This window comes from Nitrospirota bacterium, from assembly GCA_035516965.1.
Classification (GTDB): domain Bacteria; phylum Nitrospirota; class UBA9217; order UBA9217; family UBA9217; genus MHEA01.
Genome location: DATIZR010000069.1, coordinates 1 through 21969, shown reverse-complemented (window position 1 = coordinate 21969; position 21969 = coordinate 1). Strand labels below are relative to the sequence as shown.

10 protein-coding genes are annotated in these 21969 nt (G+C 59.5%); all 10 read left to right on the top strand.

What is annotated here, in order from left to right; all coding sequences use genetic code 11:
* Positions 1-7146, top strand: a 7146-nt coding sequence (locus tag VL197_11390) for a PAS domain S-box protein (GenBank protein HUJ18583.1), incomplete at its 5' end; no start/stop codon positions are given.
* Positions 7143-9305 carry a CHASE3 domain-containing protein gene (locus tag VL197_11385; protein ID HUJ18582.1) on the top strand — a complete coding sequence of 721 codons (2163 nt, stop codon included), beginning with the start codon at positions 7143-7145 and terminating at the stop codon, positions 9303-9305. The genes VL197_11390 and VL197_11385, both read left to right, overlap by 4 nt.
* A gap of 2 nt (positions 9306-9307) precedes the next feature.
* Positions 9308-9766, top strand: a complete 459-nt coding sequence (locus VL197_11380; protein ID HUJ18581.1) for a response regulator — start codon at positions 9308-9310, stop codon at positions 9764-9766.
* A 292-nt stretch (positions 9767-10058) separates the two neighbouring features.
* Complete coding sequence (locus VL197_11375; GenBank protein HUJ18580.1) at positions 10059-12815, top strand: PAS domain S-box protein; 2757 nt, start codon at positions 10059-10061, stop codon at positions 12813-12815.
* On the top strand, positions 12802-14160 hold the full coding sequence (locus VL197_11370) for a sigma-54 dependent transcriptional regulator (protein HUJ18579.1): 1359 nt from the start codon (positions 12802-12804) through the stop codon (positions 14158-14160). Before VL197_11375 ends, VL197_11370 begins: the two co-directional genes overlap by 14 nt.
* Before the next feature lie 331 nt (positions 14161-14491).
* On the top strand, positions 14492-14896 hold the full coding sequence (locus VL197_11365) for a response regulator (GenBank protein HUJ18578.1): 405 nt from the start codon (positions 14492-14494) through the stop codon (positions 14894-14896).
* 316 nt (positions 14897-15212) lie between these two features.
* Positions 15213-15653: a transcriptional repressor gene (locus tag VL197_11360; protein ID HUJ18577.1), complete on the top strand. Its 441-nt coding sequence runs from the start codon at positions 15213-15215 to the stop codon at positions 15651-15653.
* A gap of 338 nt (positions 15654-15991) precedes the next feature.
* Entirely contained in the window at positions 15992-17134 is a 1143-nt protein-coding gene (locus VL197_11355; GenBank protein HUJ18576.1) for an efflux RND transporter periplasmic adaptor subunit, read from the top strand.
* The gene (locus VL197_11350) at positions 17127-20243 is read left to right on the top strand and encodes a CusA/CzcA family heavy metal efflux RND transporter (GenBank protein HUJ18575.1); all 3117 of its coding nucleotides are present in this window, start codon (positions 17127-17129) and stop codon (positions 20241-20243) included. The genes VL197_11355 and VL197_11350 overlap by 8 nt, the downstream gene beginning before the upstream one ends.
* A 13-nt stretch (positions 20244-20256) precedes the next feature.
* Positions 20257-21654: a TolC family protein gene (locus VL197_11345; protein ID HUJ18574.1), complete on the top strand. Its 1398-nt coding sequence runs from the start codon at positions 20257-20259 to the stop codon at positions 21652-21654.
* Positions 21655-21969: the final 315 nt, after the last annotated feature.

Here is a 21969-nt window from a genome sequence, read left to right as displayed (position 1 = left end):
GACGGCGCCCGCGGTATCCAGGCAATAAGAAGTGCGGGCGGATGCGTGTTCGTGCAGGAGCCCGGCACAGCCGAGTTCCCGGGCATGCCGCAGGCCGCGATCGGAACGGGAGCCGTGGACGGGGTGCTCCCGCCGGAGGACATCCTTCGCGAGATCGTCAAGGTCCTGCAGGGAGATCGTGAAGGCGCAAGCCCCGATGCGCCGCTGCAGCCGGAAGAATACGACGCCTTTTACCGCCTGATCCAGGAAAAGACCGGGCACCGGTTCGCTCATTACAAGAAAAGCGTCGTAAGCCGAAGGGTCCGGAGGCGGATGTACCTGAGCGGGGTCCGTACCGTCGCCGGGTACCTTGATCTTGTTGCGCAGAAGGACGCCGAAGCTATCGCGCTCGCCTATGATCTGATGATCGGCGTTACCTCCTTCTTCCGGGACCGCCCTGCCTGGCAGGCGCTGGACGAAGAGGTCCTGCAAAAGCTCGCTGCAGAGTTGACGAACGCACCTGTTCGCGTCTGGACCCCGGCCACGGCCACCGGAGAGGAGGCCTATTCCATAGCCATGGCGCTTCTGCACGAGCTGGCGCGGCAGGGGATAAACCGGGAGGTCCAGATCTTCGCCACGGACGTGAACGACCTGGCGCTCGAACACGCGCGGGAGGGGAAGTATGCCGCGAGCATCGCCGCAGATATCCCCCGTGAGTACGTTAAGATGTACTTCACGACGTCAGCGGACGGCCAGTCGATCATCGTGAAAAAAGAGGTGCGCGAGCGCGTAATTTTCGCGAAGCAGGACCTGCTGACGGACCCGCCCTTTTCACGGCTTGATCTGATCGTCTGCCGCAACCTCCTCATCTACCTGGAGCCCGACGCCCAGGACAAATGCATGACGGTCTTCCATTATGCCTTGAAACCCGGCGGCTATCTTTTTCTCGGCAACGCGGAATCCCCAAGCAGACACCCGGAACTTTTCAGGACGATAGGGCATAAGAAATGCCGTATCTATGTGAAGATCGCAACGAAGACCGCGGCGCGGATGCAGGTTGCCGTCCCCTTTGCCGCCGAGCGGTCGTCCCTGGCAACGCCGGTTCTGCAGGCCGGGGTTGGTACCGGAGAACAGACGACTCCGCTCGTGCAGGAAGCCCTGCTCGAGGAGTATGCTCCACCGGCTATCGCGATCGACCAGAACTACACCATCGTCTACCACAGCGGACAGACGAACAGATTTTTGTGCCAGCCCCGCGGCATCCCGACGCAAAACCTGCTGGAGCTTCTTCCGGAGGAGTTTCGCAGCAGGATACGGAGCGCTCTGTACCGGGCCCGCCAGAACGCAAAGCCGGTCGCGCTCCGTGCGCTCGTCCCGGGCGAGGACAGGCGCAAGCGGCAGGTTACGTTCCGCGTTTCGCAGATCAGGGACAACCTGTTCCTGATCGTGTTTCACGAGCAGGTCGGCCGGAAGGGAACTGCCGGGCAGGGAAAAGACATAACGCTGGATGCCGGCAGCATCGAGGAAACAGCCGTTCACCAGCTCGAAACGGAGCTTGCGGCAACCCGCTCCGACCTGCAGCACCACGTCGAGCAGTTCCGAAGCATCAATGAAGAGCTGCATTCCTCGAACGAGGAGCTGCAGGCCGCCAACGAAGAGCTGGAAACCTCGCGGGAGGAGCTCCAGTCCCTGAACGAGGAGCTCCTGACCGTCAATGCCCAGCTCCAGGAAAAGATCGAGGAGCAGGAAGAAACCAACAACGACCTGACCAACTTCCTTACGAGCACGAACATTCCCACCGTCTTTCTCGATCACGAACTCAAGGTAAAGCGGTTCACCCCGGCGATGACGACGCTCATCAAGCTCATCCCCACGGACGTCGGCAGGCCGATCGCTGATCTGTCGCAGGACCAGCTCGGTCCGGACCTCATTGCCGATGCCAGCGCAGTCCTTGACAGGCTCGTGCCGGTCTCGAAGGAGATCCGGCTGAGCGACATCTGGTACGTCCGCTCTGCGCTCCCGTACCGCACCGCGGACAACCGCATCGAGGGCGTCGTGGTCACGTATAACGACGTTACCGAGCTGAAGCGCTCCGAGGAGCGCACGCGGCATCTCGCCTCGTTCCCGCAATTGAACCCCAATCCTGTTTGCGAGGTGGATTCCACTGGTGCCATTATCTTCTGCAATCCGGCCACACAGGCGATCCTGATGACGCTCGGGATGGAAAAGAACGATGTCGCCGTATTCCTGCCGGCGGATATGGACGACATCCTGAGAACGTGGAACAAGAAGGATGAATTGACGCTCAACCGCGAGGTGGTTGTAGGGGGCCGGACCTTTGGCGAGACAATATTTCTCACCCCCCAGTTCAACGTCGCTCGCATTTACGCCTATGACATCACCAAACGCAAGCAGGCCGAGGAAGCGCTGCAAACGAGCGAACAACACCTGAGGCTGTTTATCGAACACGCACCTGCGTCTCTGGCCATGTTCGACCGGGAGATGCGCTACCTGAGCGTGAGCCGCCGCTGGTTGAGCGATTACAGGCTTGGCGAGCGGGATCTGCGCGGGCTTTCGCACTATGACATATTCCCGGAGATCCCCGAGCGCTGGAAGGCGATCCACCGCTGCGGGCTCGCCGGTGAGGTCGTGCGGGAGGACGGCGACCGATTCGAACGGCTCGACGGGTCCGTGCAGTGGCTTCGGTGGGAGGTGCGCCCCTGGCACGATGCGGCAGGAGACGTCGGCGGGATCGTGGTGTTCAGCGAGGATATCACCGAGCGCAAGCAGGCAGAGGAAAGGCTGCGGGAGAGCCAACAACAAAACGAGTTCCTTGCGGGTCTGATCAGCGCCTCGTCGCAACCCGTCGGCACGGGCTATCCCGACGGACGGCTGGGATTCGCTAACCGGGCCTTTGAGGAGCTGACCGGGTACAGTGCCGATGAACTCCGGTCCCTTGACTGGTCGACGGTGCTCACTCCCCCGGAGTGGCGCGAGAGAGAGCTGCACAAGCTGGCAGAATTGGAACGAACGGGCCGACCCGTACGGTACGAGAAAGAGTACCTCAGGAAGGACGGCACGCGCGTACCCATTGAGCTGCTGGTCCATCTCGTGGCCGACACGGACGGGAAACCGTTGTATTACTATTCCTTCCTTACGGACATCACCGAGCGCAAACAGGCCGAGGCAGAGATACGGGCGCTCGCACAACAACGCCAGATCGCGCTGGACGCGGCACGATTGGGCTGGTGGCAATACAACCCGATCACGCGTGTCTCGGAGTGGGACGACGGGTACAAGGAGATCTTCGGCTTCAGCGGCTACACCCGCCCCAACGACGAAATCCTCGCACAGACCATCCACCCCGACGACCTGCCCGTGCTATGGGCCAAGGTGGAAGCGGCCCTCGATCCCGTCGACCCGCTGCCGTACGCAGCGGAATATCGGATCATTCGCCCAGACGGGGCGCTGCGGTGGATCGAAGCGCACGGCATCGCCATGTTCGAGGGCGAGGGCGGGAACCGGCGGGCCGTGAACTTCGTCGGCACGGTCGCCGACATCACCGACCGCAAGCAGGCCCAGGAGGCGCTGCGGCTGAGCGAGAACAAGTATCGACAGCTGTTCGAGAACATGGTCGAAGAGGTGCATTTCTGGCAGATCATCCGTGACGATGCCGGGGCGATCCAGACGTGGCGGCTGGTGGATGCCAATCCGCCGACGCTCAAGACCTGGGGCAGGGGCTCGGTCGAAGAAATCAGGGGAAAAACCACGGATGAAATATTTGGCCCCGGTGCAACGGAGCATTTTTTGCCGGTCGTGCAGAAGATCATGGCCGAAGGCATTCCGTACTCCTTCGAGGACTATTTCCCCAATCTCGACAGGCATTTCCGCTTTACCAGCGTTCCTCTCGGGGACCACTTTATAACTACCGGCGCCGATATCACCGATATCAAGAAGGCCGAGCAGGCGCTGCGACTGTCCGAGGAGAAGTTCTCCCTGGCCTTTGCAAACAATCCGGCCGCCATTGCGATGACGCGGCTCGAGGACGGCCTGTTCCTGGACGTGAATGACACCTGGCTGGCAGTGAATGGGTACAGCCGGGATGAGGTGATCGGCGTTTCCGCCCGGAAATTGCCCATCTGGCCGAGTATCGGGGCCGCGACCCGGTTCGTTCAGGAACTGCGGGAAAAAGGCGCCCTGCGCGGGTGGGAGCAGGCGTTCCGAAAGAAATCCGGAGAGGTCTTCGTGGCACAGCTGTCCGCGCAGATCCTGACCGTGCGGGGCGAACAGGTGATCCTTTCGACCTTGGTGGACATCACCGAACGCAAGAAGGCCGAGGAGGCGCTGCGGGAGAGCGAAGAGCAGTTCCGCAACCTGGCTGATTCCATTCCTAACCTTGCATGGTGGGCAAACGGCGACGGCTACATCACATGGTACAACCGGCGCTGGTATGAGTACACCGGCACGACACCGGAGCAGATGGAAGGCTGGGGCTGGCAGAGCGTACATGACCCGGATGTCCTGCCGAAGGTCCTTGAGCGATGGAAGGCATCGATTGCCACCGGTCAGCCCTTTGATATGGAATTCCCGCTGCGTGGAGCCGACGGGATATTCCGCTCCTTCCTCACGCGTGTGCTGCCATTGAAGGATTCGGCCGGCCTGGTCCATCGGTGGTTCGGCACCAATACGGACATCTCTGCGCTGAAAGAGGCGGAAGAGGCACAGGGCCGTCTGGCGGCCATCGTTGAGAGTGCAGACGATGCAATCATCGGCAAGGACCTGAACGGCATTATTCAGACGTGGAATGTGGGAGCGGAGAATATCTTCGGGTACAAGGCGGAGGAGGTAATCGGCAAGTCTATTTCTCTGCTGATACCGCCGGGGCATATTGATGAGGTCCCCGAAATTCTCGCAAGGATCAAACAGGGAGAACATATCGAGAACTTCGAGACCCTGCGCATGCGGAAAGAGGGAACGATCATTCCCGTGTCCCTGAAATTCTCTGCCATCAGGGACGCAAGCGGAAAGGTGATCGGCGCGTCCAAGATCGCACACGACATCACCGAGCGCAGGAGGGCACAGGAGGCGCTGCGGGAGAGCGAAGAGAGGGTCAGGCGCAAGCTGGACAGCATCATTTCTCCCGAGGGCGACATCGGCGACCTGGACCTTGCCGACATCATCGACACCGGCTCGGTTCAGACCCTCATGGATGATTTCTACAAGCTCGCCCACATGCCCATGAGCATCATCGATCTGAAAGGCAGGATGCTGGTCGGCGTGGGCTGGCAGAAGATCTGCACCGAATTCCACCGTGCCCATCCCGAGACCTGCAGAAACTGCACCGAAAGCGACCTGCAGCTCTCCGCCGGCGTGCCCCCGGGAGAGTTCAAGCTGTACAAGTGCAAGAACAACATGTGGGACGTGGCCACGCCGATCGTCGTGAGCGGCAAGCAGCTGGGCAATCTCTTCATGGGGCAGTTCTTCTTCGAGGACGAGCCGCTGGATTACGATCTGTTCCGGGCGCAGGCCAGGCAGTACGGATTCGATGAAAAAGAGTACCTTGCCGCCCTCGAAGACGTGCCGAGGCTGAGAAGGACGGATTTGGACACGAGCATGGCGTTCTTCCGGAAGCTCGCCGGAGTCCTGTCAAAGGCGAGCTACGGTACCCTCAAACTGGCCCGGGTGCTGGCGGAGCGGGAAGCCCTGACCGATTCGCTGCGGGCGAGCGAGGAGCGGTTCCGCAGCATGTTCGAGCGGCATCAGGCCGTGATGCTCCTGATCGAGCCCGAGTCGGGGGCCATCGTGGACGCGAATGCTGCCGCCAGCCTGTTCTACGGGTATCCCCGCGAGCAATTGCGCGCGATGCGCATTCAGGACATCAATCAGCTTTCGAGCGAGGATGTTGACTCGGAACGGAAATCGGCTGCAGAAGAGAGGCGGAACTACTTTATCTTCCCCCACCGCCTCGCCGACGGCCGCGACCGCTGGGTCGAGGTGTATTCCACGCCCTTTGAAACGCAGGGCAGATCGCTTCTCTTCTCGGTTATTCACGACATCACTGAACGTAGGCGTGCCGAAGAAGCGCTGCATAAATCAGGCAGGGCGCTGAAGGCCGTCAGCAACAGCAGAGAGGCCGTCATCCGCGCCGAAGACGAAGCGTCATTCATGCATGATGTGTGCACGATCATCGTTGAAGACTGCGGATTCAGCATGGTCTGGATAGGCTACGCGGAAAACGACGAAGCGAGATCAGTTCGTCCCGTTGCGCACGCAGGCTTCGAGGAAGGCTATCTTGAAACGCTTCAGATCACGTGGGCGGACACCGAACGGGGCCGGGGCCCCACGGGCACGGCCATCCGCACCGGCGAACTCGCGGTCTGCAGGAACATGCTGACCGATCCCGTCTTCACGCCGTGGCGCGATGAGGCCCTCAGGCGCGGCTATGCATCCTCGATCGTCTTTCCGTTATGGGCTGACGACAGGGTGTTCGGAGCGCTCACCATTTACTCCAAGGAAGCCGATCCCTTCTCTGAGGAAGAGGTGAAATTACTAACTGAACTGGCTGACGATCTGGCTTATGGGATCACGACCCTTCGGACGGGAACTGCACGCAAAGCAGCGGAGACGGCGCTCCGGGACAGCGAGGCGCAGCTCAGGACCATTTTCGAGCAGGCCGCGGTCGGCATCGTGTACGCCGGGCTTGACGGGAGATTCGTCCGGTTCAATCAAAGGCTGGCGGAGATCACCGGGTATCCGCAGGAAGAGCTTCATCAGCTCACCTTCCAGACCATTACGCATCCCGACGACCTGGAGGCCGATCTGCTCCATATTCGCAGGCTGCTGGACGGAGAAATTTCCTCTTTCTCCATGGACAAGCGTTATGTCCGGAAGGATGGCTCTCCGGTCTGGGTCAACCTGGCCGCATCTCTCGTGCGGGACTTGAACGGCGAGCCCGGCTACTTTATCGCCATCATCGAGGATATCGAGGCGCGGAAGCGCGCCCAGGATCAGATACAGACGCAGGTCGAGGAACTGACGCGGCTCAACAGCGCCATGGTCGGCCGTGAGCTCCGCATGATCGAATTGAAGAAGGAAGTCAATGAGCTGCTCGGCCGGACCGGCCGGCCGCTTCGTTATTCTCTCGACTTCGAAAAGGGACAGTCGTGATCTTCACGCACCGCTGGATCATACGCTATGCTGCTGCCGTGGGAGCCGTTGCAACGGCTTTCCTGGTCTACGAGGCGCTCTCGCAGCTTGTCAGCGGACAATTACCCACCTACATCACGTTCTACCCCACGGTCATGTCCGTGGGCCTTCTGGCCGGCCTGGGACCGGGCCTCGCGGCCACCGCGATCGCGGGGCTGATCACGGCACACTGGATACTGCCGCCGTCAGGGCAGTTTGCCATCGAGAATCTCAAGGATGCCGTCGGCCTGGCCCTGTTCACGGGCATGGGCGTTTTCATGAGCGTCGTCGCTGAGCTCTACCGGCGCGCCCGGCTGAGAGCTGCATCTCAGGAAGAACAAATTGCCCGGCTGGACGAGCAAAAGGTTCTGCGTCAGCATGCATTGGAGCGCTTCCTCATCGGAGGGGGATTCATTTTAGCGCTCGCGATATTAGCCGTGATCGCCCTGAAGATCCACCAGAACATGGCCGCCGAGGCGCAGGCGGACGTCCGGATGTCCCACACGCGCTCGGTCATCCAGGAACTGGACCTCCTGCTCTCCGGTCTGCAGGAGGCGGAGACGGGACAGCGCGGCCACCTGATCACCGGAAGAGAAGAATATCTCCAGGACTATAACAAGGCAGTGACGCAGATCGGATCGATGCTGGACTCGCTCGATCATTTGACCCGGGACGACCGGGTGCTGCGGCCGTACCTGTCCTACGTCGAACCCCTGGTCCGCGATAAACTGGCCGAGCTGAAGCAGACGATCGACCTGCGGAGGTCCCGGGGATTCCAGGCCGCGCTCGCTGTCGTGTCCACGGACAGGGGCAAGGCCGTCATGGACGAGATCCGCAGGCGGATCGACGAGTCCCGGACAAAAGAACAGAGTCTTTTGCGGGAACATATCGCTGCGGAAGAGATTCGCGCGGGCGGCACCACAAAGGCGCTCATTGCGGGGGGCCTCCTGAGCGCTATTATCCTGAGCACAGTCTTCCTGTTCCTGATGAGGGAAAACACCCGACGCAGGGTGGCGGAAGCCGGTATGCTCAGGTACCAGGACAACCTGCAGGAGCTGGTGGCAAGCCGCACGGCTGAGCTGGCCAGGGCCAATGAGCAGCTTGAACGGGAGGTCCACGAGCACAAGCAGGTCAGGGAGACGCTCCGCCAGTTGAACGCCGAACTGGAGAAGCGCGTGGAGGCGCAGACCGCGGAGATCCGCCGAACAAACGAATCGCTCGAACAGCGCATCGCCGAGCGCACGACCGAGCTGCAGGCCGCCAATAAGTCTCTGCTCGATTCCCGCCGGGCGACCCTCAATCTGATGGAAGACGCCGTCATAGCCCGCACCCGTGCAGAGGAGGCGAACGTCGAACTGCAGCGCGAAGTGAACGAACGCAAGCGCGCGGAGAGGGATCTGGAGGAAAAGAGGCTGGCCCTGGAGCGGAAGGCCGCGGAACTCGCGGCAGTGAACAAGGAGCTGGAGACGTTCAGCTATTCCGTGTCGCACGATCTGCGGGCTCCCATCAGGCATATCGCCGGGTTCGTCGAATTGTTGCATAAGAATGCCGCGGTCACCCTGGATGAAAAGAACAAGCACTACCTCGGTGTGATAGCGGAATCCACGAAGCTGATGGGGAAGCTCATCGACGACCTCCTGTCATTCTCCCGGACCGGGAGGATGGGAATCAACCGGCAGAAGGTCGACACGAACGAGCTGGTGCGGTCGACGATCTACAGCCTGGGCAGCGAGACCCGGGAGCGCGGGATCGACTGGGCCATCGCGTCTCTGCCCGAGGTCTTTGCCGACCCCGTCCTCCTGAAGCTGGTATGGACGAACCTGGTGTCGAATGCCCTGAAATTCACCCGCCGCTGCGAAAAGGCAAGGATCGAGATCACGGCCGAGGAAAAGAACGGGGAAAGCATTTTCCGAGTGAAGGACAACGGCGTGGGCTTCGATATGAAATACCAGAACAAGCTCTTCGCGATCTTCCAGCGGCTGCACCGGCCGGAGGATTTCGAAGGCACCGGCATCGGGCTCGCGAACGTGCAGCGCATCGTTCACCTTCACGGCGGAAAGGTCTGGGCCGAAGGGGTCCCCGGCGAAGGAGCGACATTCTATTTTACTATCCCGAAACAAGATATTCCGAATGGAGGCTGACCATGGTTGACCTGAAGCGGATCCTGCTGGTCGAGGACAATCCGAACGACGTCGAGCTTGCGCTGGCGGCATTATGCGATTATAATCTGGCAAACGAGGTGGTCGTCGCGAAGGACGGCGTCGAGGCGCTCGATTATCTGTACCGGCGAAACGGTTTTTCGGAACGGCATGAAGGGCACCCCGCGGTCGTGCTGCTCGATCTGAAGATGCCGAAAGTGGACGGGATCGAGGTGCTCAGAACCGTAAAAGGCGATGAGAAGCTGAAAATGATCCCCGTCGTCATGATGACCTCGTCACGGGAGGAGCGGGACCTCGTTGAGAGCTACCGGCTCGGAGTGAACGCATACGTGGTCAAACCGATCGAATTTACCGAGTTCATGAAGGCCGTGCGGGAGCTCGGCGTGTTCTGGGCTGCCATCAACGAGCCGCCGCCGGCCTGCATCGCGAGAAAGAGGTCGTAACCACGGGTCCGCTGCGCGGACACACAGATAAGGCAGTCACTTGCTTTCTGTTTCTCCCCAGAATAGAAAGAAAATTTACCACGAAGAGCAGGTCGCGCACGAAGTTATTAAACGTCTCATAAACGGACTGAATATCATTGTCCATGGCTCTATCCTCCACGTTCGTCATTCCGGGCTTGACCCGGAATCCAGTGGCTTTTCTATGAGACCCTGGATTCCTGCTTTCGCAGGAATGACATGCAAAGTGGTTAAGGTTAACGGGTTCTTGTTCCGGATCGTCCGGATTTAAGCTATGACCGAAAAACTCCGCATATTGAACCTCGAGGACAGCGAGAACGACTCCGAGCTGCTCCAGGCCACGCTCGAAGCGTATGGGATCACCTGCGACCTCGTCCGCGTCGAGACGAAAGAGGCCTATGTCGGTGCGCTCAAATCGGGCCTCTTCGATTTTATTCTGGCCGACTACTCGCTTCCGGGATTCGACGGGCTTTCAGCGCTGCAACTGACCAGGGGGAAATATGATCTGCCCTTCGTCTTCGTCTCGGGAGAGATCGGCGAGGACCTGGCAATCGAGGCCGTCAGGCAAGGCGCCACGGATTATGTCCTGAAGAACAGGCTGGACAAGCTTGGGCCGGCGGTCAAGCGCGCGATCCTCGAAACCAAAGAGCGGGCCGACCGGAGAGCTGCGGAAGAAGAGCTCCTGCGCACGAAGGAACGGCTGCAGAGCACGCTCGAGAGCATCACCGACGCGTTCTTCACGCTGGACCGTGAATGGCGCTTCACCTATGTCAATACGGAGACGACACGGCTGTTCAGGCAGGACCGCGACCATCTGCTCGGAAAGAGCTTCTGGGGGGTCTGCCCGGCCGAGGCCGGCTCTGATTTCAAGCAGCAGTTCAACCGCGTCCTGAGCGAGAACGCGGCGATCGCCTTCGAAACCCCTTCTCCCATCTTCGGCGCCTGGGCGGAGGTGAGGGTCTATCCCCTGGATAACGGAGTTTCCGTCTACGTCCATGACATCACGGAGCGGAAGATTGCCGAGCAGCGCCTCAGGGTCACGAACGACCTGCTCAAGCTGTTCACGCGGAAGACCTCGCTCAAGGAATATCTCGAGGAGGGCGTGGAGCTTATCCGCGCGTGGAGCGGCTGCCGCCAGGTCGGCGTGCGCCTCGTGGACGGGTCGGGCTGCATACCCTATGTCGCGAGCGAGGGCTTCAGCACCGAGTTCCTCAGGTCGGAGAACGCGCTGACCATCGGGAACGACCAGTGCGTCTGCACCAGGGTCATTGCCGGGCTGTCCGCGCAGCGGGGCGTCCCGGTCATGACGGACAACGGATCGTTTTACAGCAATGACTTCCAGCAGTTCATGAGCGGTCTAACCGCTGATGAGCGGGCGGGCTTCCGGGACCTGTGCGTGCGGTCCGGATTTACCACGGTCGGCGTCATCCCGGTCAAATACCGCGAACATATCCTCGGCGCCGTCCATCTCACGGACCACCGTCCCGGCCTGCTGCCGCTCGAGAACGTGGAGTTCGTCGAACGCATGGCATTCATCATCGGCGAGGCGGTCTACCGGTTCGGGATCGAGGAAGAGCTCCGGACCAACTACGATGCGCTTCGGGATTCGGAGGCGCGTTACCGGAGCCTGATCGAGGGAGTCCATGACATCATCTTCACCGTCAACCAGGACGGGGCCATCGCTTCCCTGAGCCCCGCCTTCGACAGGATCTCCGGATACGCGCGGGAGGAGTGGATCAACAGGCATTTTACCGAACTGGTCCATCCCGAAGATACCTCGCGGGCACAGGCGATGTTCAGCAGGGTCCTGAACGGCGAGGTCCTCCCGCTGTTCGAGCTGCGGACCCGGACAGCGTCGGGAGAGTACCGGCACATGGAGTTCAAGATAACGACGGAGCGCCATCCGGGCGGCACGATCTTCGGCATCGCGCGCGATATCACGGAGCGCAAGCTCGCGGAAGAGGAGCGGGCGCGGCTGGTCTCGGCAATCGAGTCGGCGGTCGAGGCCGTGGTGATCACCGCGCCGCCGACGGGCGTCATCCAGTACGTGAACCCGGCCTTCGAGCAGATGACGGGCTACCCGAAAGAGGAGGCCGTGGGCCGCACGCTTCATTTCCTCGAAAGCGGCAGGCACGATGACGCATACTACACCGGGCTCAGGGACGCGCTCACGCGGGACGGCTCCTGGAAGGGCAGGCTCATCAACAAGAAGAAGGACGGCGCTCTGTATTTCGAGGACTGCACTGTCTCGCCCGTCAGGAACCAGGCCGGGGAGATCGCCAACTACGTGTATCTCAAGCGGGACGTCACCGAGAAGCTGCGGCTCGAGGCGATCGCGGAATCGGTCAACGCCATGGACAACATAGGCTACATCTTCTCCGGCGTCCGGCACGAGATCGGCAATCCGATCAACTCCCTCAACATGGTCCTCGGCATCCTGCGCGAGAAGCTGGACACCCTGCCGCCGGAGGCGGTCAAGACGTACCTGGGACGGATGGCGGAGCAGGTCGAGCGCGTCGAGTACATCCTGCGCTCGCTCAAGAGCTTCAACCTCTATGAGACCCAGCAGCCGCAGAATGTCCGTCTGTTGTCTTTCATGGACAGCTTTCTGCCGCTGGTCAGGAGCGACATGGAGAAAAAGGGCATCGCGATCGAGACCGCATTCGAGCCCGGCGCGGAATGGGTGACCGCGGACCCCCGCGCGCTCCAGCAGGTGCTCCTGAACGTGATCACCAACGCGGTTGACGCCGTGGACGGGCGGCAGGACCCCGCAATCCGCATATCGGCGAGCGCGCCGGGCGGCATGGTGCGCATCCGCGTAGAGGACAACGGGTGCGGGATCCCCGAAGACAAGCTTGCGAACCTGTTCAAGCCCTTTTATACTTCAAAGATCAACGGAACGGGCCTCGGCCTCGTGATCGTAAGGAAGATGCTCAGCATGATGAAGGGCAGCATCGAGATCGAGAGCCGGCAGGGCGCGGGCACCACCGTGGTGATATCGGTTCCGGAGGGACTTGATGAAGGACGGTAGCATGAAACGGACGCTCCTGGTCATCGATGACGACCGCCTGTTCGGCGAGGCGGTGCGGGACTTCATCGCCAGCGACGGGATCGAGGTGCTCCTGGCACACAAGGCAGCCGACGGGCTGACGCTCTGCTCGCTCAGGAAGGTGGACGTGGTCGTGCTCGACCAGCAGCTTCCCGATGCTGTCGGCCATACCCTGTGCCCCGACATCCTGAAATACAACGACCAGGCCAAGATCATCTTCTCCACGGCCTACCCGAGCTTCGACAACGCCGTGAAGGCCATCCGCGCCGGCGCCCACGACTACCTGTCAAAGCCCTACGATCTCGCTGAGCTGGCCCTGGCCATCAAACAGGCCTTCCGGACCCTGGACCTGGAGCGTGTCGAGCAGGTCCAGGACTACGAGCGCTCGCGCGAGAAAGAGGGCGCGGTCCTGATCGGGGGAGAGGGCATTGCCGATACGGTACAGCTCGTCGAGATCGCGGCGTTCACCGGGTCCCCCGTGCTGATCACCGGGGAGACGGGCACGGGCAAGAACCTCGTGGCAAAGGCCATCCATTACCGGAGCAAGTCGGCCGGGGACCCGTTCATCAGCATCAATTGCGCGTCGCTCCCGGAGAATCTCATCGAGGCCGAGCTGTTCGGCTACGAAAAAGGCGCGTTCACCGGCGCCGCCGGCGCGAAGAAGGGGCTGATCGAAGTCGCGGAAGGGGGCACGCTTTTTCTTGACGAGATCGGCGAGATGCCCGTGCAGCTCCAGGCGAAACTGCTGAGCGCTATCGACGACAAGAGCATCCGCAGGATCGGCGGCACCTCGTCAAAACCGGTCAACGTCAGGATCATTGCCGCGACGAGCGTGGATCTGGAGAAGGAGCTCGGCAGATCGTTCCGGAAGGACCTCTACTACCGTCTCTCCGTGGTCCGGATCCATATTCCGCCCCTCCGGGAGCGCAGGGGAGACATTCCCCTTCTCTGCTCCCACCTGATCAAGACCATAACGAACCATCCCCTTGAGATCCCGGACCGCGAGATGGCGCAGCTCGTGAAATATGACTGGCCCGGCAACGTGCGTGAACTCAGGAATGTGCTCGAACGGGCGTCGCTTACCCAGAAAGGGACCGTTCTGGAACCGTCGCACCTGCTGGAAAGGCCGGCGGGAAATCAGGCCGATGGTTCATCGCCCGATCTGCAGGGCATGGACATCAAGACCCTCGATGAATGGGAAAAGGAGATCATCCGTGCGGCCCTCTCCCGGCTCTCGGGCAACCTCACGCAGACCGCGAAGGCGCTCGCAATATCCCTCTCGACGCTCAAGAGAAAGATCCGGGAGTATCACATCATGTACAAATAGGCTATTGGCCTCTGTCCTTTGCTGCGGAAGCCTCATCACTTCTTCAGGAAATTCCTTTTTTGAGGATTTATCCTGTCCATTCTGCTTCTCACCATCGTGCCGCCTGTTCTAAATCCGTCTTCTGTCTCATCCTTTTGAAACAAAATTGCCTGCATAAACTAAAATGGACCGTTCAAAATAGCTTTTTTAGGTTTTTTGTATAGCAGCTTTATCCAATACATTGATTTAATAGAACTCTCTATTGCCTAACGTTAAGGCATCAGTATTGCACTATGTAGTAGTACTTCTATCCATTGCCCAATGGCAGGGTGATGGAAAGCAGGCAATGAACATGAAAAATATCCTCATTCTTGACGATAACAATGACATCCTGAAGGCCCTGCAGCTCGGGCTGTGCGCCTGCTTGAAGGACTGCAATGTCCTGACGGCCCTGAACGGGGAAAAAGGCGGGGAGATCCTGAAAGATACGGCCGTTGACCTGATCGTTACGGACCTCGACATGCCTGTGAGCAATGGGTTCCGTTTCATCGAGAAAACAAGGCGCGATCATCCATCGGTCCCCGTGTATGTGATGGCGGGAAACTGTCTGCCCAGCGTCAGGGAGCGCTTGAACGCGCTCGGCGTCAGGCGGGTCATTGCAAAGCCCTTTCCGTTCGAGAACCTGGCGGCCATGATCACGGAAGAACTGAAGCTGGACAAAATGTCATCCATCCCGGGAGAAGCAGGGAACGCCTGAGCCGTGACGCCGATGCCGTAATTCACTTTGTCCTTTTCGGTCTTGAGCGCCTTTTGTTCTTCGGCAAAGGCGTTGCTCGTCAGCACGAGGACTGCCAGGACAACAATCGCTTTGATTGTAAAAAGAATTTCTTTCCGCATACTCTTTTTCAGCACGCTGACCACAGCGCAATGAAATTTCAAACCCGCCGTCGGTTCTTCCCTAATATGTATTCATGCTGAGCGAAATGCGCCCTCGGAAGCAAAAAAAATAATAAAATATTCTTGACACGGCCAGGCAAGAATGGTATTAATGAAAACGGTTATCAATATCAATTATGAAACCAGCCGTTGACAAATTATCTGAGTACCTTGCGGGCCAGGGGCTTAAATCCACGAGCCAGCGCGACACGATATTTAATATTTTCGCAAAGGCACGGCAGCACCTGAGCGCCGATGAACTATATGCCCGTGTGAAAAAATCAAACCCCGGCATCGGCTATGCTACGGTTTACCGTACTCTAAGGCTGCTGGCTGAAGCCGGTCTTGCCGAGGAGTGTAGGTTTGAGGACGGCTTCTCTCGCTTTGAGTATAAGGATACGGACACTCATCACGACCACCTGATTTGCACCAGATGCGGCAAGATCATTGAATTTGAGAACGAGAGTATCGAAGCGCTGCAGCACGACGTTGCGAGGGAAAACCGGTTCAAAGTACAGAGCCATAAAATGGAAATCTATGGCCTATGCGCGGTGTGCCAGCAGCAGAAAGGCAAGTAGCGTGAGATACAAGGCACGAGAAATGACTTGTCATGGCAATCGACCGAAGGGATAATCAGAATCTCACGGAAAAAGATTGCTTGCACTTTCCTCCTCGCAAGATCCTCTTTTTGCAGTTGGAAGCTCCTCTGTCGGTTGAAACGTTCAGTGGAATCATGCCGGAAATGATCCATCGCGTAGTTTCCCGTTAATCGTAAATGACGTGAATGAAAGAGACTTTTTTGGGTCACTTGATGAAATTGAATGTCAGTATCATTATGAGACCTTCGATAAATAGTATCGTGGTCACAAGCCGGCCCGAAGCAATCAAGGGCCTCTATAGAGAAAGGAGCAATAACATGGGTAAGATGTCTTCCCTGAAGGGTATCGTACTCGCGCTCACCGTAATGTGGATTGCGGGATGCAGCAGTGAAGCGCGAACATCCCAAAACAGCCAGACCGACCCGGCATCCCAGGATAGCTCGCCACTGGTTCGTGAGGACGGTCGAGTTCGCGTTCCAGACGCCTCGCCGCTGCGTAAGTCGCTCCAGCTCGCCACTGTCGAGGAACAGTCGGTCGAACGCCCCCTCGTGGTGCCGGCGGTGGTTGAGGTAGACCCGGCCAAGCTGATCAAGGTCGTGCCGCCGTTGTCGGGAAGGATCGTACAAATGCATAAGCGTCTCGGAGATGCGGTAAAGGCCGGCGATGCGCTCTTCACCCTTGATTCAGCCGACATGGCCCAGGCCTACAGCGATGCCGCCAAGGCCCAGGCCGCCCTGGGCATGGCAAAACGGAATCTGGAGCGTCAGCAGGAACTTTCCAAAGCTGAAATCTCCGCCCGCAAGGACAGGGAGCAGGCCGAGAGCGACTACAGCCAAGCGGTCAGCGAGTCGGAGCGGGCCAAGGCGCGACTGTCCCTGTTGAGCGGCGCCCTGGGTGACGGGAACGGACGCCAGTACACACTACGCTCACCCATTGCAGGACACGTGATCGAACTGACAGGAGCGCAGGGCGGCTTCTGGAATGATACCAATGCCCCGATCATGACGGTGGCCAATCTCTCCACGGTGTGGCTCACCGCCAGCGTTCAGGAAAAAGACCTCGCATCCGTCTTTGTCGGACAAGCCGCCAAGATCACCTTCAACGCGTACGACGGGGAATCAATCAAAGGCAGGGTGCACTATGTGGGCGAAGTGCTCGACCCGGATACCCGCACCGTCAAGGCGCGCATTGCCATCGACAATGCCGCCGGACGGTTCCGGCCAGGCATGTTCGCAAATGTCACCTTCAGCGGCAAAGCCCACCACGCGGCCGTCGTTCCCGCGACAGCGCTGGTGCAGAGCGGTTTCAACACCCGCGTGTTCGTCGAAACATCTTCCTGGCAATTCGAGCCGCGTATCGTCAAGACCGGCGCACAGATGGGCGACCTTGTCGAGATCGTGTCCGGGGTGAAAGCCGGTGAGCGCATCGTGGTAAGGGAGGGAGTGCTTCTCAATGATTGAGCGTCTCGTCAATCTTTGCTTCAACCGGCGCGGCATCGTCGGGCTGGTGTTCGTCTTTGCTGCGCTTTATGGCTGGTACAGCTGGACGCAGCTCCCCGTCGAGGCCTATCCCGACATCTCCGACGTCAGCGCCCAGGTCATCACCCAGGTCCCGGGCCTTGCGGCCGAGGAAGTTGAGCAGCAGATCACGATCCCGCTCGAGCGCGAAATCATGGGCACCCCCGGCATGCACGTCATGCGTTCGAACAGCACCTTCGGGCTGTCGCTCATCACCGTCGTATTCAAGGATGGTGTCGAAGACTACTGGTCGCGCCAGCGCCTGCAGGAGCGGATCAGCGGCGTCACGCTGCCCTATGGCGCGCAGCCCGGCCTTGACCCGATGACTTCGCCGATCGGTGAGATCTACCGCTACACCCTCGAATCCAAGACACGCGACCTGCGCGAATTGTCTGAGCTTCAGTTCTGGAAAGTTATACCCCGCTTAAAGCAGGCCTCCGGCGTTGTCGACGTCTCAAATTTCGGCGGCCTTACAACTCAGTTTTTGCTTGAGTTCGATCCGGCCAGGCTGACCAAGTATACCATTTCGCTCGGTCAGATTACCCAGGCGATCAACGCGAACAACTCCAATGCAGGCGGCAGCATTATGGATCGCGGAGAGCAGGGCTTCGTAGTGCGCGGCGTGGGCCTGATCAACGGTCTGGAAGACCTTGGCAACATCGTGGTTACCCAGAAGAACGGGGTGCCGGTATTGATCAAGAACCTCGGCGAGGTCAAGCTCGGTCATCAAGAACGGCGCGGCGTTCTGGGCAAGGACGATAACCCGGACGCGATCGAGGGCATCACGTTGATGTTGAAGAACGAAAACCCCTCGCGCGTGCTGGAAGGCGTTCACGAGGCGGTCTGCGACCTGAACGAGAACATCCTGCCCAAGGATGTCAAGGTCGTGCCCTACCTCGACCGCACGAACCTGGTTCATACCACGGTCACTACGGTCGGCAAAACGCTCCTCGAAGGAATGATTCTGGTCACCCTCGTGCTGATGCTCTTTCTCGGCAGCCCGCGGGCGGCCCTGATCGTTGCCGTGACGATTCCGCTGTCGCTTTTGACCTCCTTCATCTTCATGCATCACTTCAATATCCCGGCGAACCTGCTGTCGCTGGGCGCCATCGATTTCGGCATCCTCGTGGACGGCGCCATCGTCGTGCTCGAAAACATCCTGCGGAAACGCGAAGAGGATGAAGGCCGCACACTCACCGCTCGCGATGTCATGACTGCCGCGCTGCAGGTTACCCGGCCGATGTTCTTCGGTATGCTGGTCATCATCACCGCCTACCTGCCGTTGTTCGCCTTTCAGCGGATCGAGTACAAGCTGTTCTCGCCCATGGCCTATGCGGTCGGTTTTGCGCTTCTGGGCGCGCTGGCCGTGGCGCTGATGCTGATTCCCGGGTTGGCGTACCATGCCTATCACAGGCCGCGCCGCGTTTTTCACAACCCGCTGCTTGAAAAACTGACGCCGCGATATGAAGCGCTCCTGTCCCGCATCCTGGACCGGCCCAGGAAGGCCATTGCCGCGTTCGCAATTACTCTGGTCGCGGTCATTGTTTTGGGAACTCTGATCGGCCGGGATTTCCTGCCCTATCTCGATGAGGGATCGATCTGGCTGCAGGTGACGCTGCCGCCCGGCATATCCCTTGAGAAGGCATCGGAAATGTCCAATGATCTGCGCAGGGCAACGCGGGAGTTCAATGAGGTCTCCTACATAGTCACCCAGCTCGGCCGCACCGACGACGGCATGGACCCCTTTACGCCTTCCCATATTGAAGCGATCGTCGGCCTGTATCCCTACAACACCTGGAAATCGGGGTTGACCAAGCAGGAGCTGATCGAGATGATGTCCGTGCGTTTCAAAAAGCTCCCCGGCGTTCAGGTCGGCTTTACGCAGCCGATCTCCGACATGATCCTCGACAAGGTGGCGGGGGCCCACAGCGAGCTCGTAGTGAAAGTCTACGGCAACGACTTCAAGGAGTCGCGCCGCATTGCCAGCGACGTGGTGCGGGTGCTCAAGACGGTCCCCGGAGCGCAGGATGTGGCCATCGATCAGGAGCCGCCTCTGCCCCAGGTGCGTATCACGGTCGATCGCAATGCTGCGGCCCGCTACGGGATCAACGTGGCCGACATTGCCGACCTGATCGGCACCGGCATTGGCGGAAAGCCGATCGCGCAGCTTTTTGTCGAGGAGCGGCACTATGACATCGGCGTGCGCTTTGCCAGCGAAACGCGCAGCGATCCGGAGGCTATCGGAAACCTGGTTCTGACTTCAATGACCGGCGCGCGCATTCCTCTGGCGCAGGTCGCTACGATCCGGCTCGATGACGGCGAAAGTACTATCACACGGGAAATGGGCAAGCGCCACTTGACCGTGCGGCTGGACCTGCGCGGCCGCGACCTGGCGTCGTTCCTCGACGAGGCGAAGAAGAAGATAGACTCGGGCGTCAAATTCGACCACTCCCGCTTCCAGATCACCTGGGGCGGCCAGTTCGAGAACCAGCAGCGAGCTCAGGCCCGCCTGGCTTTGATCCTGCCGATGGTGCTGGCGCTGATGTTCCTGCTCCTGTTCGGGGAATTCCGCAACCTGCGCCACCCGGCGCTGATCCTGCTCGCCGTGCCGCTGGCTGCGCTGGGCGGCCTCATCGCATTGTTCCTCCGAGGCATGACGTTGAACGTCTCGAGCGCGGTCGGCTTTATCGCTTTGTTCGGTGTGGCCGTCCTGAACGCCATCATCATGATTGCCAACCTGAACCGCCGGAAAAGCGAGGAAGGCATATCGCTGAAGGACGCCGTTCTGAACGGCGCCCGCGAACGACTGCGCCCGGTGCTGATGACCGCAACCGTTGCGGCGCTGGGTCTGACCCCTGCCGCCCTGGCCCATGGTCTGGGCAGCGATGTTCAGCGACCGCTCGCAACCGTTGTGGTCGGAGGCCTGGTCACCGCAACCGCGCTGACCTTGCTGCTGCTGCCGGCACTCTATTTCGGGATAGAACAATGGAATGAGAACGCCGACCGGAAGCGCTCTCAGAGCGACGCCGCTGCCGGGTCAGCCACACCATAAGAAGGAGAAATCAATGCGACGTTACAAAACTCAAAAAATTAACGCAGTCCGTGTCGCACTCGTTTTTATGCTATTGACATCAGCGCCTGCATGGGCAGAGACGGCAAACACTGCTCCGCCTGAAGGGACGGCAATCCCTTCCGCTCCGACGGTGACAATGGCTGCGGCATCCGTTTCGCGCAAAGTCACCTTTCGCGAATACCTGCAGGCGGTGGAACAGAACAGTCTCGATCTACAAAGTCAGCGCGAGAATGTGACCAGCGCACAAGCAGGCGTATCGATCGCGGGCGTACGTCCTGATCCGCAATTGACAGCCGGTATCGATTCTAAAGAGCTTTATGGCCCTAACAAGCCGAATGCGTCGACGGCGACAACAGCCGGGATAGCCATCACCCTCGAAACGGCCGGCAAACACGGTAAGCGTATACGCGCTGCTGAAAGCAACGTTAAACTGACGGAGGCCAACGTGGGGGATTTTATGCGCCAGCTTGATCTGGACTCGGCATCGGCATTTGTCGAAGCGTGCCGGACCCAGGAAGCCTTGGCTCGTAAGCAGTCCAGCCTCCAATCGTTTCAGGCTGTCGTACATGCGAACGAGACCCGTTTCAAGGTTGGTGATATCGGCATGCTGGAGCTTCGCCAGTCTCGCGTTGAGGCCGATCGCTTCGCGGCTGATGTCACCTCAGCAGGCGCCGATGCAAGCGCCGCGCTCATCAATCTTTCGGGGCTGCTTGGAAAACGATTTGACGCAGTTTTTCCGGAAGGCGCTGTCGATTGCGAACTCAAAAAGGAGCCTTTTCGATTTGAGCTCGATGACCTGATAAGGCAAGCTCTGGAAAACCGCAACGACGTTCGCGTCGCCAAGGCTGCCGTGGAAAACGCACAGGCCAACCTGGATCTGACACGTGCCAACCGTTGGATTGACCCGGTCGTCAACGTCGGGCTCATCAACACGCCGCGCGTGAATCCGGTTTATGACGGCGCCGGCGCCGTGACCAATTCTCCGGCCGAACGCTCGCAGACACTGGGGCTGACCGTAACTATTCCAATCCCGTTCTCGCGGCTGCAGCGCGGCGAATTGATCCAGGCGGGAACGGCATCAAGACAGGCCCGGCTTCAACTGGATTCGATTCTGCTCAAGGCTGACACGGATGTGCGTGCGACTTACACGCAGTACGAGGCAGCCGCAAAAAATGTTGCAAGCTACTCCGAGCATGTGTTGTCCGATGCCGACAATGTGCTGGATGGGAAACGAACCGGTTATCGCCTGGGAGCTGCTTCGCTTTTAGATCTGCTGGAGGCCCAGCGAACAGCCGACGACGTCTATCTATCATACCTGCAATCCCTCGCCGACCTGGCCAATGCCACGGTGAGGCTGCAACTTAGCGCGGGCATGCGGCCGGCTCTGTGATCCTGAGAACATCTACAAATTGACCCCAATCAGGGTAGCCTATTGAGAGTTGGATTTAATGTTTCGACCAGACTTCGTCGGGATTTCGATCTATCGCAACCTGGGTGATTTTAGGTGAAACATGGTTACGAATTGCATTTACAACAAGTGTCGGTAAGATAAAGGGCCTTCTTATTCAAGCAGATAAAGTCGATTCCGTGCATGCCCCGCGGCCGCGCGCGAGTCTCTTCATCTGCCGTAAGAGGCTTGCCGAATGACTTCCGGATGTGAAGTCTGCGGTCCTTCCCTCATCCCTGGTGATACCCCTCTCCATGC

Excerpts from the sequence above, each read along its gene's own strand:
- VL197_11380 (HUJ18581.1), top strand. The coding sequence starts at position 9,308 with ATGGTTGACCTGAAGCGGATCCTGCTGGTCGAGGACAATCCGAACGAC.
- VL197_11375 (HUJ18580.1), top strand. The coding sequence starts at position 10,059 with ATGACCGAAAAACTCCGCATATTGAACCTCGAGGACAGCGAGAACGAC.
- VL197_11370 (HUJ18579.1), top strand. The coding sequence starts at position 12,802 with ATGAAGGACGGTAGCATGAAACGGACGCTCCTGGTCATCGATGACGAC.
- VL197_11365 (HUJ18578.1), top strand. The coding sequence starts at position 14,492 with ATGAAAAATATCCTCATTCTTGACGATAACAATGACATCCTGAAGGCC.
- VL197_11360 (HUJ18577.1), top strand. The coding sequence starts at position 15,213 with ATGAAACCAGCCGTTGACAAATTATCTGAGTACCTTGCGGGCCAGGGG.
- VL197_11355 (HUJ18576.1), top strand. The coding sequence starts at position 15,992 with ATGGGTAAGATGTCTTCCCTGAAGGGTATCGTACTCGCGCTCACCGTA.
- VL197_11350 (HUJ18575.1), top strand. The coding sequence starts at position 17,127 with ATGATTGAGCGTCTCGTCAATCTTTGCTTCAACCGGCGCGGCATCGTC.
- VL197_11345 (HUJ18574.1), top strand. The coding sequence starts at position 20,257 with ATGCGACGTTACAAAACTCAAAAAATTAACGCAGTCCGTGTCGCACTC.